This is a genomic window from Streptomyces sp. NPDC014623 (genome assembly GCF_043088245.1).
Classification (GTDB): Bacteria; Actinomycetota; Actinomycetes; order Streptomycetales; family Streptomycetaceae; genus Streptomyces.
Genome location: NZ_JBIBZU010000009.1, coordinates 158734 through 172207 on the forward strand (window position 1 = coordinate 158734; position 13474 = coordinate 172207).

Annotated in this window: 15 protein-coding genes and 1 tRNA gene; 2 read left to right on the plus strand and 14 right to left on the minus strand. The window is 70.3% G+C overall.

Annotated features, from left to right (window positions below):
- Positions 1-319 precede the first annotated feature (319 nt).
- Positions 320-535, plus strand: a complete 216-nt coding sequence (locus ACF1FZ_RS16910; protein WP_391774154.1) for a hypothetical protein — start codon at positions 320-322, stop codon at positions 533-535.
- A 238-nt stretch (positions 536-773) separates the two neighbouring features.
- Here the strand turns inward: ACF1FZ_RS16910 and ACF1FZ_RS16915 are convergent, their stop codons facing one another.
- The 10 genes from ACF1FZ_RS16915 to ACF1FZ_RS16960 all read right to left on the minus strand — a co-directional run bounded on the left by ACF1FZ_RS16915 (position 774) and on the right by ACF1FZ_RS16960 (position 7955).
- A complete protein-coding gene (locus tag ACF1FZ_RS16915; RefSeq protein WP_391774155.1) occupies positions 774-1640 on the minus strand; it encodes an RNA polymerase sigma factor SigF in 867 nt (288 codons plus the stop codon).
- Between the two features lie 234 nt (positions 1641-1874).
- A complete protein-coding gene (locus ACF1FZ_RS16920; protein WP_391774156.1) occupies positions 1875-2732 on the minus strand; it encodes an RNA polymerase sigma factor SigF in 858 nt (285 codons plus the stop codon).
- A 186-nt stretch (positions 2733-2918) separates the two neighbouring features.
- Positions 2919-3212, minus strand: coding sequence for a Dabb family protein (locus tag ACF1FZ_RS16925; protein ID WP_391774157.1), 294 nt, complete (start codon positions 3210-3212; stop codon positions 2919-2921).
- Positions 3213-3222: 10 nt separating this feature from the next.
- Positions 3223-3387: a hypothetical protein gene (locus ACF1FZ_RS16930; RefSeq protein WP_391774158.1), complete on the minus strand. Its 165-nt coding sequence runs from the start codon at positions 3385-3387 to the stop codon at positions 3223-3225.
- 380 nt (positions 3388-3767) lie between these two features.
- Positions 3768-5387 (minus strand): MDR family MFS transporter, encoded by a 1620-nt coding sequence (locus tag ACF1FZ_RS16935; protein ID WP_391774252.1) that lies wholly within the window; start codon positions 5385-5387, stop codon positions 3768-3770.
- Between the two features lie 107 nt (positions 5388-5494).
- Positions 5495-6142 (minus strand): TetR family transcriptional regulator, encoded by a 648-nt coding sequence (locus tag ACF1FZ_RS16940; protein WP_391774159.1) that lies wholly within the window; start codon positions 6140-6142, stop codon positions 5495-5497.
- Between the two features lie 117 nt (positions 6143-6259).
- Positions 6260-6344: transfer RNA gene (locus tag ACF1FZ_RS16945), tRNA-Ser, on the minus strand.
- A 79-nt stretch (positions 6345-6423) separates the two neighbouring features.
- A complete protein-coding gene (gene tadA, locus ACF1FZ_RS16950; RefSeq protein ID WP_391774160.1) occupies positions 6424-6852 on the minus strand; it encodes a tRNA adenosine(34) deaminase TadA in 429 nt (142 codons plus the stop codon).
- A gap of 81 nt (positions 6853-6933) precedes the next feature.
- On the minus strand, positions 6934-7500 hold the full coding sequence (locus ACF1FZ_RS16955) for a hypothetical protein (RefSeq protein WP_391774253.1): 567 nt from the start codon (positions 7498-7500) through the stop codon (positions 6934-6936).
- Between the two features lie 218 nt (positions 7501-7718).
- Positions 7719-7955, minus strand: coding sequence for a hypothetical protein (locus ACF1FZ_RS16960; protein WP_391774161.1), 237 nt, complete (start codon positions 7953-7955; stop codon positions 7719-7721).
- Between the two features lie 114 nt (positions 7956-8069).
- Between ACF1FZ_RS16960 and upp the strand changes: the two genes are divergently transcribed.
- Positions 8070-8705, plus strand: coding sequence for a uracil phosphoribosyltransferase (gene upp, locus ACF1FZ_RS16965; RefSeq protein WP_391774162.1), 636 nt, complete (start codon positions 8070-8072; stop codon positions 8703-8705).
- 39 nt (positions 8706-8744) lie between these two features.
- Here upp and ACF1FZ_RS16970 read toward each other — a convergent pair whose 3' ends face one another.
- From ACF1FZ_RS16970 to ACF1FZ_RS16985, 4 genes are all read right to left on the minus strand, one after another.
- A complete protein-coding gene (locus ACF1FZ_RS16970) occupies positions 8745-9341 on the minus strand; it encodes a LytR C-terminal domain-containing protein (protein WP_391774254.1) in 597 nt (198 codons plus the stop codon).
- A 141-nt stretch (positions 9342-9482) separates the two neighbouring features.
- The gene (locus ACF1FZ_RS16975) at positions 9483-9779 is read right to left on the minus strand and encodes a type II toxin-antitoxin system VapB family antitoxin (RefSeq protein ID WP_003955420.1); all 297 of its coding nucleotides are present in this window, start codon (positions 9777-9779) and stop codon (positions 9483-9485) included.
- A 249-nt stretch (positions 9780-10028) separates the two neighbouring features.
- Entirely contained in the window at positions 10029-11567 is a 1539-nt protein-coding gene (locus ACF1FZ_RS16980) for a M20/M25/M40 family metallo-hydrolase (RefSeq protein WP_391774163.1), read from the minus strand.
- Between the two features lie 607 nt (positions 11568-12174).
- Positions 12175-13443: an RNA polymerase sigma factor gene (locus ACF1FZ_RS16985; RefSeq protein WP_391774164.1), complete on the minus strand. Its 1269-nt coding sequence runs from the start codon at positions 13441-13443 to the stop codon at positions 12175-12177.
- Positions 13444-13474 lie beyond the last annotated feature (31 nt).

Here is a 13474-nt window from a genome sequence, read left to right on the forward strand (position 1 = left end):
CAGGCGTCTCGCGAGGTCATCTTGTTGCTTAGGGCAACGATAGAAGCAGTTGGTTGCTGCAGGCAAACGAAATGGGGCTTGCAGAAGTAAAGGAACCCAAAAGCCTGCGTAGGGGCCGGGTCAAGCGCGCAGCGCACGGGGGGCGGGCGGGGCCGGATGCGGCTCGCGTCACATGCGGGGACCCCGCGAAAAAGCTCGTGGAGGTGGCGCGGAGTGCTCCGGCGGACAGGTGAAGAGGCCGGGTACGGGGAGGAGGGGCATCGGCCCCCGCGGACCCGGGGGTTGGGTGCGAGACCTGCGTTCGCTAGGGTCCTGGGCCATGGCACACAACCCCCACGCCCCGCAGCCGGGCCCCGAGGGCACTCACGACCCGGCGGGCAGCACGCAGATGTTCCGCGCGTTCGTCGACGAGGGCGAGCCGCAGCGCAGGCAGCAGCCCGCGGCGACCTCCTCAGGTCCGAGGGCCGGGGTGATCGTGGCCGTCGTCGCGGTCATCGTCGTCCTCGGCGCGGTCGCCTGGCTCGCGTTCGGCTGACCGTCCCTCCCGTCCCCCGTCACGGCCGGACCGCCGTCCCTCTTTCCGGGGGGCCGGGCCCGCCGGGCGCCCACCAGGGCGCGTACGCCGACCTTCGGCACCGCTCCCGCACCGTCCTTCGGTGCGGGAGCGTCTGTGTCGGTCTCCGGACGGAGGACCCGGACACGGCGAGGCCGCCGGGGCGGCGGTCGTGACGCCCCGGCGGCCGGTGAGCCGTCCGTACGGACCCGTCAGGGGGTCAGTCGGCGATGAGTCCTTCCCTGAGCTGGGTGAGCGTCCGGGTCAGCAGCCGGGAGACGTGCATCTGCGAGATGCCGACCTCCTCACCGATCTGCGACTGGGTCATGTTGGCGAAGAAGCGCAGCATGATGATCTGGCGCTCGCGCGGGGGGAGCTTGGCCAGCAGGGGCTTCAGGGACTCGCGGTACTCGACGCCTTCCAGTGCCGCGTCCTCGTACCCCAGGCGCTCCGCCAGCGAGCCCTCGCCGCCGTCGTCCTCGAGGGAGGGCGAGTCCAGCGAGGAGGCCGTGTAGGCGTTGCCCACGGCCAGGCCGTCGACCACGTCCTCCTCGGACACCCCGAGCGCCTTGGCCAGCTCCGGCACCGTCGGCGAGCGGTCGAGCTTCTGGGCGAGCTCGTCACTGGCCTTGGTGAGGGCGAGCCGCAGCTCCTGGAGCCGGCGCGGTACCCGCACCGACCAGGAGGTGTCGCGGAAGAAGCGCTTGATCTCCCCCACGACGGTCGGCATCGCGAACGTGGGGAATTCCACGCCCCGTTCGCAGTCGAAGCGGTCGATCGCCTTGATCAGGCCGATCGTCCCCACCTGGACGATGTCCTCCATGGGTTCGTTGCGGCTCCGGAACCGTGCCGCCGCGTACCGCACGAGCGGGAGGTTGAGCTCGATCAGTGTGTCCCGCACGTAGGCCCGCTCAGGGCTGTCCGTTCCGTCGGGACCCGAGGCGGGGCCCAGTGCGGCGAGCCGCAGGAACAGGGAGCGGGACAGGGTGCGGGTGTCGATGGCTTCCGGTGAGCTGGTGAGCACGGCGGGTGCCGGCACGCTCTTCGTGAGCGTGAGCACCTTCGAGCTGCCCTGTTCTGCGGACATGCCACCCCCTTGAGGTCGCGGACGGTCGCGGTGACCACGACCATCGGAGGAACGCAGCCTCCACCTGAATACCGGAGGTGGGGCTGCGGCAAACGCGGTTCCAGCAGAATGTCACATGTCGGCAACGCGCTGTAGTGACATGTCGACAAGCAAGCGCTGGAACTGCGCAGGAAACAGGGGGTGCGGGGCTTTTGCGCCCCGGGACCCGGCTCTCTCGGGATCTACCCGTTCCGGTTACGCCTCGATCCTGTTTGCGGATCGCAGTCGGGCGAAACTTCTGGCCAGGAGCCTTGACACATGCATCTGGGACACGCCCAGTTCGGCGCTGATCTGTGACTGCGTGAGGTTGTTGTAGTAGCGCAGCAGCAGGATCCGCTGCTCGCGCTCGGGCAGTTGCACGAGCAGGTGCCGCACCAGGTCGCGGTGCTCGACCCCGGCCAGTGCCGGGTCCTCGTAGCCGAGCCGGTCCAGGAGGCCGGGCAGCCCGTCACCTTCCTGGGCCGCCTCCAGCGAGGTCGCGTGGTAGGAGCGGCCCGCCTCGATGCAGGCGAGGACCTCGTCCTCGGAGATCTTCAGCCGCTCGGCGATCTCGGCGGTGGTCGGTGAACGGCCGTGAGCGGTCGTCAGGTCCTCCGTGGCGCCCGTGACCTGGACCCACAGCTCGTGGAGGCGTCGCGGCACGTGCACGGTCCGTACGTTGTCGCGGAAGTAGCGCTTGATCTCTCCGACCACGGTGGGCATGGCGAATGTGGGGAACTGGACGCCGCGGCCCGGATCGAAGCGGTCGATGGCGTTGATCAGTCCGATGGTGCCGACCTGGACGACGTCCTCCATGGGTTCGTTCCGGCTGCGGAAGCGGGCCGCCGCGTACCGCACGAGCGGCAGGTTCGCCTCGATCAGTGCCGTGCGCACCCGGTGATGCTCAGGGGTGCCGGGCTGGAGGTCCTTGAGCCGCCCGAACAGGACCTGGGTCAGTGCTCTGGTGTCCGCACCCCGGGTCCTGGCGGGCGTGGCGGGGTCGGGGGTCTCGGTCTGGATGTCGTCCGTCTGGACGTTCTGGGGCGGGACTTGAGGCGCTGTACTGGCCGGCACGGTGTCGCCACCCCTTTGCGGTCAACTAAGGTCAACTTATTCGTCAAAAGCGGTCATAGCATCACAAGACATATCCACTCCGCGCAAGCACCGCATAGTGTCGTGTTGAGGGTCTTTTGGTTTAAACCTATCGAAAAGCCCCTCCCTTGTAGGGGAGGGGCTGACGGGACCAGATGTGCGAGGGGGTCAGAAGGGGTAGTCGGCGATCACCCAAGTGGCGAACTCGCTCCACTGACCCGCCGCCGCCCGGTGCTCGGGGTGCTCGACGTACCGCTTGAGCGCGTCCTCGTCGGCGACCGCGGAGTTGATGGCGAAGTCGTAGGCGATCGGCCGGTCGGTGATGTTCCAGGCGCACTCCCAGAACTCCAGCTCGGGGATCTTCCCCTCGAGCTCCCGGAAGGCCTCCGCACCTGCGACGACCCGCGGATCGTCCCGCTCGACACCGTCGTTCAGCTTGAACAGGACCAGGTGGCGGATCATGGTGGTTCTCCTACTTCACGAGCTCGGACATGAAGTCTCCGACGCCCTGCGCGGCGCTCGAAATACCTTCGAACCCTATTTGGACGAGGTCGGCGCTCCGCTCGGGCGAGGTGATGATCGTGTACAGCACGAAGACCACAATCATGTAGAGCGCGATCTTCCTCGCTTGCACCACAGCCCCGCCCCTCCCCCTCGATCACCTGTGCAGTCGGGTGATTGTAGCCACACGTACGGCCGTGCCCGCTTGCCGTGCCCGCTTGCTGATGAGGCTTTCAGGGCCGAAGGACCCGTCGGTTCGGGCCCTTCGCCTGCAGGCACGGCTGACGGCAGGGTGGAGTATGGGTGATGGGCCCGCCGCACCCGCAGGAATGGGCGGGCCGAGGAACGGGACCTCCACGAGGTCCCCGCCGCGTGCCCCCCGACCGCGGCGAGGGCCTGCGGTACCCGTTCTCACAGGGGGAAGCGGCATGTCCCCCCCATGCCGCTTTCCCCGGCCCCACGTCCGAAGGGCCCGGCGCGCCGCGCCGGGCCCTTCGTGTCATGCGTCCGTGCGGGTCAGTCCTTCTTCAGACCGGCCGGGCCGGGGGCCGCGTCCAGGGCGCCGGGGTCCTCACCGTTGCGAGGTGCCGGGACGGCGGCGGTGGCCGCGGAGGCGTCCTCGGCTGCGAGGCGTTCCATGCCGCTCGTCGTCTTGAGGGGCTTCTCCTTGATGAAGAGCACCGCGAGAAGGCCGAGGAAGGCGAACGGGGTGGCGATGAGGAAGAGGTCGCCGGTCGCGACGCCGTACGCGTGCTCGACGATGTTCTTCATCGGTTCGGGCAGCTTCGTCATGTCGGGCACGGCGCTGCCGTGCCCGCCGCCACCGCCGGCCACCGGGATCCCGCTCTCGGAGAGGCCCTTGGCCATCTCGCTGGCCACCCGGTTGGCGAGGATCGCACCGAGCACACTGGTGCCGATGGTGCCGCCGAGGCTGCGGAAGAAGGAGAGTACGGAGGTCGCGGCGCCCAGTTCGTGCGCGGGTACGTCGTTCTGCGCGGCCAGCACCAGGTTCTGCATCAGCATGCCGACGCCGATACCCATGAGCGCCATGTAGAGACTCAGCAGACCGAAGTGGGTGTCGGCCTCGATGGTGGAGAGCAGACCGAGGCCGGCCGTCATGACGACGGCGCCCGAGATGAGGTAGATCTTCCACTTGCCGGTCGCCGAGATGATCTGTCCGGCGATGGTCGAGGACACCAGCAGACCGCCGATCAGCGGAAGGCTCATGAGACCTGCGGCGGTCGGGGACTTGCCCAGCGAGATCTGGAAGTACTGGGACAGGAAAACGGTCCCGGCGAACATCGCGATACCGACGAAGAAGCTCGCCAGGGTGGTGAGCGACACCGTGCGGTTGCGGAAGATGTCCAGCGGGATGATCGGCTCGGCGGCCCTGGACTCGACGAAGACCGCCGCCACCAGGAGCACCACGCCGGTGGTCACCAGTGCGGCCGTCTGCCAGGACGCCCAGTCGAAGCTGTTGCCGGCGAGGGAGGTCCAGATCAGCAGCGCGCAGACACCGCCCACGATCAGGAAGGCACCCAGCCAGTCGATCTTGACCTCACGGCGCACGGTCGGCAGCTTCAGGGTGCGCTGGAGCAGGATGATCCCGGCCAGTGCGAACGGGACACCGATGAAGAAGCACCAGCGCCAGCCGAGCCACGAGGTGTCCACGAGGACACCGCCGATCAGCGGTCCGGCGACGGTGCCCACGGCGAAGACCGCGCCGAAGATGCCCGCGTACTTGCCGAGCCGGCGCGGCGGGATGATGGCGGCCATCACGATCTGGGCCAGCGCCGTCAGACCGCCGGCACCGACGCCCTGGATGACACGGCTGATGATCAGGGTCACGACGTCCTGGGAGAAGCCGGCCACCAGGGAACCGACCACGAACAGGGCGAGCGAGAGCTGGAGCAGCAGCTTCTGGTTGAACAGGTCGGCGAGCTTGCCCCACAGCGGCACGGTGGCCGTCATGGCGAGCAGTTCGGAGGTCACGACCCAGGTGTACGAGGACTGGCTCGCACCGAGGTCGGCGATGATCCGCGGCAGGGCGTTGGCGACGACCGTACCCGCGAGGATGGCGACGAACATGCCCGCCATCAGCCCGGACATCGCCTGGAGTATCTGCTTGTTGGACATGGAGGTGGGCGACTGTTCAGGCGCCTCGGTTGCGGTCACGGTGTCCTTCTTCGGTGCTGGAGCAGAACAGGATGGGTGGGCGAAGCGGCCCCCGGCGGCGTGCGGGGCTACGTCGGCGGCCGGGGGAGGCCTCGTGCCAGTTGGGCGAAGACTTCCTGGAAGACGTCCGCGAGCCCGGTCTCGCCGGCGTGGTCGCACCAGTGCTCGACGGCGACCCGCACCGCGGTCTGGGAGACGGCGGCGAGGAGCCGGGGGAAGGTGCCGGCGTCGGACGGCCTCTCGTCGCCGGGCCGGGTGGCGTCGAGCCAGTCGGTGATGGCGGCGGCCAGGGCCCGTTCCTCCGCCACATGCGCCTTCAGCCCGCGGTGGATGAGGTGCGGTGAACGTTGGAGCACCTTGGACTGAAGGGCCCAGAGCTCCTGCTTGCCCTCGAACCCGTCGAGTTCGGCGACGAGGGCGTCGCGTACGACTTCGAGAGGCGGCCGGCCGGCGGGGGCGCGGCGCACGGATTCCCTGACCCGTTCGCCCACCTCGTCGTCGACCAGGACGAACGCGTCGTCGTGACTGGGGAAGTAGTTGAAGAACGTTCGGGGGGAGACGCCGGCCGCCTCACTGATGGCCTCGACGGTGACGTTCTCGACACCGTGCTCGGCGGCGAGCCGGACCGCCGCCTCCGCGATGGCCCTGCGGGTGGCCTGCTTCTTGCGCTCCCGCAGTCCGGGTCCGGTTGCTGTCGTCTTCGCCACAACGTGCATAGTAGGCAAAGATGCACATCCTGCAAAATTATTACCCAGCGATTCCGGGAGCCCGGAGACCGGCCGGAAACGCAGAGAAGGGGCAGACCCTTTCGGGTCTGCCCCTTCGTCCATCTGCGGTAGCGGAGGGATTTGAACCCTCGGTGAGTTTCCCCACACTCGCTTTCGAGGCGAGCTCCTTCGGCCGCTCGGACACGCTACCGAGAGAGAGCTTAGACCATGCCGGGCCCTGGTCCGAAATCCGATTCCCGGTGGCGGCCCCGAGCGTGCGCGGAGCGCACTCAGCGCTCCCGGAAGAACGCCGTCAGCAGGTCCGCGCACAGGTCCTCCAGGACACCGTGGATCACCTCGGGGCGGTGGTTGAGCCTGCGGTCGCGTACGACGTCCCAGAGCGAACCCGCGGCCCCGGCCTTCTCGTCGCGTGCCCCGTAGACGACCCGGCCGATCCTGGACTGGACGAGTGCGCCCGCGCACATCGTGCAGGGCTCCAGGGTGACGACCAGGGTGCAGCCGGTCAACCGCCAGGACCCGAGAGCGGCGGCGGCGCGGCGCAGGGCGAGCACCTCGGCGTGCGCCGTCGGGTCGGCGGTCGCCTCGCGCTCGTTGTGGCCGGTGGCGAGCAGGGTGCCGTCCGGGCCCAGGACAACGGCGCCGACCGGCACTTCGCCGGCCGACGCCGCCTGCGCGGCCTCGTCCAGGGCTCGACGCATGGATGCCTGCCAGGGGTCCCGAACGGGATCGGACGGAGGCGGTGAGGAAGGTGCGGGTGGCGGTGCGTTCACCCGCGGACCCTAACGGACGGCCTCCAGGACCTCGGCCGCTCCCAGTGCGTCCGCGATCTCCGCCAGCGCGTCGGTGTGCAGGGTCAGCAGATCCTTCTCGGACAGCCCGAGGTCGGCGAGGACCCCGAGATCTCCGAGCGGCCCCGCGGGTACGGCACCGGGGTCGTCCTCCAGGTCGGGTTCGGCGGCAGCGACGCTGCCGGCATCGGACTGGGATTCATCCGGTTCGCCGTCCTCCGTGCCTTCGAGGTCCACGAGCTCCTCGAGTGCGGCGATCTCGTCGTCGGCCCCCGGTTCGCGGCCGAGCAGTTCATCGGTGAGCAGGATCTCCCCGTACGAGGAGCGGGCGGCCGCGGACGCGTCCGAGACGTAGATACGGGGGTCCTCCTCACCGTCCACCCGGACGACGCCGAACCAGGCGTCCTCCTGCTCGATGTAGACGAGGACCGTGTCCTCGTCCACCGAGGCCTCACGGGCCAGATCCGTCAGATCGGACAGGGTTTCCACATCGTCGAGCTCTGTGTCGCTCGCTTCCCACCCGTCTTCGGTGCGCGCGAGCAGTGCGGCGAAGTACACCGTGACTCTCCCACTGGTCATAGGTGAATCGGTCCGACGGGAGGGCAGACGGTCATCCGGCTGCTCTGGGCCCCGCCCAATCGGCATCGTGGCAGAAACGAACGCGATGCGAGACCTCTTCGACCGTTGCGTCGGCCATCAGTTGTTCCGAGGGCGCCCGCGCCGGCGGTGTCCGCACGGTTCCCCCCGGGCGTGTCCCGCCCGCCCGGGAAGGGCCCTCACCAGCGGAACGTACGCATCCGCATCTGCTGGCGCATACGGGCCGCGCGGGCCCGGCGCGGCTGGACCCGGTCGCGCAGCTGCTTCGCCTCGTGGAGTTCCCGGAGGAACTGCGCCCTGCGTCTCCGGCGCGCCGCGTCACTCTCCTGCGTGTCGGGTACGTTCTCCCGCGCGTCGGGCAGGCCGCGCGCGTCGCGTCCCGCCTGCCGCTGATTCCACTGCTCCCCGTCGGGCAATCGACACACCACCCCAAGCCTGGGTACGTACGTCCCCACCTTCCCCCCGGACAGGCGCTTGATGCCAGTGCGGACCGGCGGGAAGGCCGTCCGGGCCCGGTTACTGTTGACGGCATGCGGATCCACGTCGTCGACCACCCGCTGGTGGCGCACAAACTCACCACGCTGCGCGACAAGCGCACCGACTCCCCGACCTTCCGGCGGCTCGCCGACGAGCTGGTCACCCTCCTCGCGTACGAGGCCACCAGGGATGTGCGGACCGAGCAGGTCGGCATCGACACCCCGGTGACGCCCACGACCGGTGTGAAGCTGTCGCATCCGCGCCCCCTGGTCGTCCCGATCCTGCGTGCCGGGCTCGGCATGCTGGACGGCATGGTGCGACTGCTCCCGACCGCCGAGGTCGGCTTCCTGGGCATGATCCGCAACGAGGAGACGCTCCAGGCGGAGACGTACGCCACGCGGATGCCCGAGGACCTCTCCGGCCGTCAGGTCTACGTGCTGGATCCGATGCTGGCCACCGGCGGCACGCTCGTCGCGGCCATCCGGGAGCTGATCAAGCGCGGTGCGGACGACGTCACCGCGGTCGTGCTGCTCGCGGCGCCCGAGGGCGTCGAGGTGATGGAGCGCGAGCTCGCCGGTACGCCGGTCACGGTGGTCACGGCCTCGGTCGACGAGCGGCTCAACGAGAACGGCTACATCGTGCCGGGGCTCGGCGACGCCGGTGACCGGATGTACGGCACCGCCGGCTGATCCCGGCGGACCGGGCTTCCCGGACCGGCCCCCGCCGCCTCAGCAGGAGGACGGTGCCGGGGCCGGCTTCGTCAGGGCGGTGAGTGCCGATGCCGCCGCCGCGGGGGTGCTGAACGCCTTGAACTTCGTACCGATGATCAGATCGACGTCCGCCGTCCTGCGGGTGTCGGTCTTCTGCGAGGCTCCCGGCAGCTGGGTGGCGAGCACCGGGAACGAACCGCTCATGGCCGTCGGGCCGCCGAGCAGCATGCCGGTGCCGGGCACCTTCTTGTCGTACGCGGCCGGGGCGTTGTCCACCTTGCCGATGGCGAAGCCGCGCTTCTCGAGCTCGTCCGCGGCGGCCTTGGCCAGCCCGCTGCGAGGCGTCGCGTTGTAGATGTTGACCTTGATGGCGGCCGGTTTCGGGAGCGCCTTCACGGGCGCCGAGGCGCTCGGGGAGGGGCAGACCTTCGGGCGGTCGGCCGCGTTGGCCTGCTTGTTCCCGCCGGTGAAGACGTCGACGATCTGGAGCGTGCCCCAACCGGCCAGTCCGAGGGCCACCACGGCGGCGGTGGCCGAAAGGACCAGCTTTCGGCGATGACGGGGGCGGCGCATGCGAGGGTAGGTGTTACCCGTGATGCGGTACTTTCCGCCCATGCCGGGAGGGGTCAGCATGCTCATGGGCGCAGCGTAGTGCGACCTGGTGATGATGCCTACTAAACGATCAACCGATGGCACCCGTACGTGCATAAAAGCACCCGAAAGGCCCGAAATGCGCCATGAGTGGGAGTGGCGGGCTCAGCCCAGTTCGAGCACGCGGGCGTGCAGTACCTGACGCTGCTGCAGGGCGGCGCGCACGGCGCGGTGCAGCCCGTCCTCGAGGTAGAGGTCGCCCTGCCACTTGACGACGTGGGCGAACAGGTCGCCGTAGAACGTGGAGTCCTCGGCGAGCAGGGTCTCGAGGTCCAGCTGGCCCTTGGTGGTCACCAGTTGGTCCAGGCGGACCGGACGCGGCGCGACATCCGCCCACTGTCGGGTGCTTTCCCGGCCGTGGTCGGGATATGGCCGCCCATTTCCGATGCGCTTGAAGATCACACGGAAAGCCTACCGGGCAAGAGCCTCGGGGCGCAGCCGAGGGACAGGACCGGGGCGAATTCCATAACGGCACGTAACAGGCCAAAGAGTCACGTGATCCGTGAGGTGAATGAGACATGTTCGTGCGTGTGCCCTGGTGGCTGAGCGGTGACGGTGCGGCAGCCGCTCGATGGCGGTCTGATGACCTCTCGGCGTGTCACCCCGCGGGCGGACGACGGCACGCCCGCGGGGCGCGGTACCTGTCGTGCGTTACTCGGTGATGCCGTGCACGTGGCCCTTGCGCGGGCCGGCGTCGCTGCGGTGCTCGCCGGCGGCGGGGGCCGGACGGGCCAGCGGGCCCAGGTCGTGGGCGTAGGTGCCCACCGCGTTGGCGATCACATCGATGTTGGTGTCGAAGTGCCCCGTGCCGATGTTGCCCAGATCGTCGCAGGCCGCGTGGTAGCAGGGGTCGTACGCGACACCGGCCGTTCCGCCGTACGTCCCGGCCTGCGCGGCCGTCTTGATTCCCTCGGCGCCCGTGTCCGTACCGCCGGACGGGATGCCGACCTCGATGAACGGCCCGTAGTCGGAGCGCCCGGTGAAGTCCGTGCCGGTGTGCGGCTTGTTCTTGCCGTCCAGGAACGTGTTGATGTCATGTTCCAGCCGGGCGGATCCCTCGGGGCCCGGCCCCTCGCCCACACCGTCGGAGTCGTCGCCGTCGAAGACGAACTGCACGCCGTTCGGCGAGGCGATCATGTCGAAGTTGAGGTAGAGCGCGATCTTCGCGCGTTGTGCCCCGGAGAGCTTCGCGACGTACGCCTCCGAGCCCAGCAGTCCGTATTCCTCCGCCGACCACCACGCGAACCGCACCTTGTTGGCGGGTGTCCGGCCCGACTCGGCCAGCTGCAGGGCGACTTCGAGGAGTCCGGCGGAGCCGGACGCGTTGTCGTTGATGCCGGGGCCGTCGGTGACCGAGTCGAGGTGCGCGCCGAGCATGACCGTCTTCGCGTCGTCACCGCCGCGGGTCTCGGCGACGACGTTGCGGGTGGTCCGTTCCTCCCGGAACTCGCGGATCTCGAGGGAGACCTCCACGTCGCCCTTCGCCAGGTCCGCGAGGAGGCTCTCCCCCTCGTCCTGGGTGATACCGCCGGTGGGGATCTTCCCCTCCCCGGCTCCGCCCAGGGTGCCGGAGAGGGGCCCTTCGGTGTTGTTGTAGACCACCGCGGCCACCGCGCCCGCCGCCGCGGCGGCCTCCTGCTTCCGGGCGAAGGAGCAGCCGCCCCGTTCGATCAGGGCGATCCTGCCGGTGAAGCCCTCTGAGGAGTAGTCGGCCGCCTCGCAGCCCGTGGTGCCGTCGGCGGGGACGGCGACGAGAGCCGCCGTGATCCCGCCCTCCTCGGTGGAGGCGGTGTAGGTCATCGCCCTGATCGAGACGTCACGGGGGGCGGGGGAGACCACGGAGAACTTCTCGGCGAGGGCCTCGGTGTACATGAAGTCGAACGCCTCGTAGCCGACCTGGTATCCGGCTTTCCGGAGGAGCCGGTGGACATACGCGGCGGAGGCGTCGTGGCCGGCCGAGCCGGCCGCGCGGTGGCCGCCCGCCGACCCGGCTATGGCCTGGAACCGCTCCAGGTGCCGGTACGCGCCTTCGGCGGAGGAGCTTTCGACCAGCTGCCGCGAGAGTTCGGCGGCGTCCCTGGCCGGGTTCCGCGAGGCGTGTCCGCGGTCCGTGGACGCGGCGAGGAGGAGGGGTGCGGACAGGGCGGTGGCGGCCACGACAGCCGCGGTTCTGAGACGAGTCGTGTGCACTGGGGTCCTTCCGGGACGAACGGATGTGGGGGACTGACCGGAGGACCGGCGGGAGTCCGCGAGCGGCCGGGAACGGTCCCGGCCGGGAACGGCCGCTCGGAGCGTGCCGCTGTCCGGGCCACGGCCTTCGCCTGCTGTTCGTACGCCCGGGGCCCGGTGAGCGGGCCGGGGCCGGTGACCTCGGCCACCGAGCGGTGCCTTCCCGCTTCGCCGCAGACCCCGGCGGCCTTCCGTCGGCCCGTCGGACGTACGCCGGACTGTCTGTCCGGCAGGGCCGGGAGGGTCTGCGCCTCCCAGGCGCGGGACCCGGGCCGTGCGTGGGGCCGTTTCAGTGGTCCGGCTCCGTTTCCGGCGGCCGCCCGGGCCGTTCGCGCCTCACCGTCGTAGGCGGGCACCAGGTACTGGCAGAGCTGCCGTGCCCTCCCTCCGGGCTCCGAAGGAGCGAGGGGGGCCACGGCCATGGGAACCGGACTGCGGGACGGCCGTTCGTCCGCGCCGGGTCCCTGAGCGGTGCGGGCCTTGCCGTTGTCGCTCCTGGTCATGCATCCGATGATCGCGAGGGAGACCGGGTTCGGCGACTCGGCAGGACCTGAGGGTGTTGCCGTGACTACTCCGCGTGCCCCGCGTTCCCTGTGGGCGGCGGCGGCGCCGGCCGGTCCGCCCGCATCCTCAGGTAGCGGGCCTCCGGCGAGCTGAGCGTGTGGGCCGCCGCTCGCCGGTAGGCCGCGCGCGCCGCCTCGCGGTCCCCGGCCCTGTCCAGCAGATGGGCCCGTACGGCGTCCAGCCGGTGGTGGCCCGCCAGCCGGTCCTCCAGGGCCGTCACGGCTGCCAGCCCGGCCCGGGGGCCCCGCACCATGGCGAGGGCCACCGCACGGCTCAGCTCCGCCATCGGGTCGGGTGTGCGACGTAGGAGGAGGTCGTACAGGGCGAGGATCTGCGGCCAGTCGGTGTCCTCGGCACGGTCCGCCTCGTCATGCAGCGCCGCGATCGCCGCCTGCAGCTGGTACGCCCCGGCAGGCCCCTCGGAGAGGGCCTGCTCCACCAGGGCCGTGCCCTCGCTGATGGCCGCCCTGTCCCAGAGCGTGCGGTCCTGCTCGTCGAGGGGGATCAGCTCGCCGTCGGGGCCGCTGCGGGCGGCGCTTCGGGCCTCGGTCAGCAGCATCAGGGCCAGCAGTCCGGTGACCCGCCCGTCCCGGGGCAGCAGCCCGCGCACGGCACGGGTCAGCCGGATCGCTTCCCGGGCCAGGCCGGCGCGGTGCAGCGTGCTGCCGGACGTCGCGGTGTATCCCTCGTTGAAGATCAGGTAGAGCACCTGGAGCACCGCCGCGAGCCGGCTGTCGCGGTCACCGGGGCCCGGCCACCGGAACGGCACACCCCGCACCTTCTGCTTGGCCCGGCTGATCCTCTGGGCCATCGTCGCCTCGGACACCATGTGGGCCCGGGCGATCTCGGCCGTCGTCAGGCCGCCCACGGCACGCAGGGTCAGTGCGATCTGGGCGGCGGGGGACAGCTCGGGGTGGCAGCAGAGGAAGAGCAGGGTGAGCGTGTCGTCGGCGGCGGGCGCCCGGCTCTCACCGGGCGGTGGGGCCGTGAACGCGTCGCGGGGCGTGAGCGCGGCGGCCCTCTGCTCACGCCGCTGCCGTGCGGAGTCGCTGCGCAACTGGTCCGTCAGCCGTCTGGACGCGGTCCTGATGAGCCAGCCGCGCGGGTTGTCGGGCAGCCCACGGACCGGCCACTGCCGGGACGCGGCGATCAGCGCTTCCTGCACGGCGTCCTCCGCCGTGTCGAAGTGGCCGTAACGGCGTACGAGCGCGCCGAGGACCTGCGGCGCGTGGTGGCGCAGCAGATCCTCGATACCGGTCGGCCCTACGTTCACACGGTCCCTCTCCCCGGGCGGGGCGGGCGTC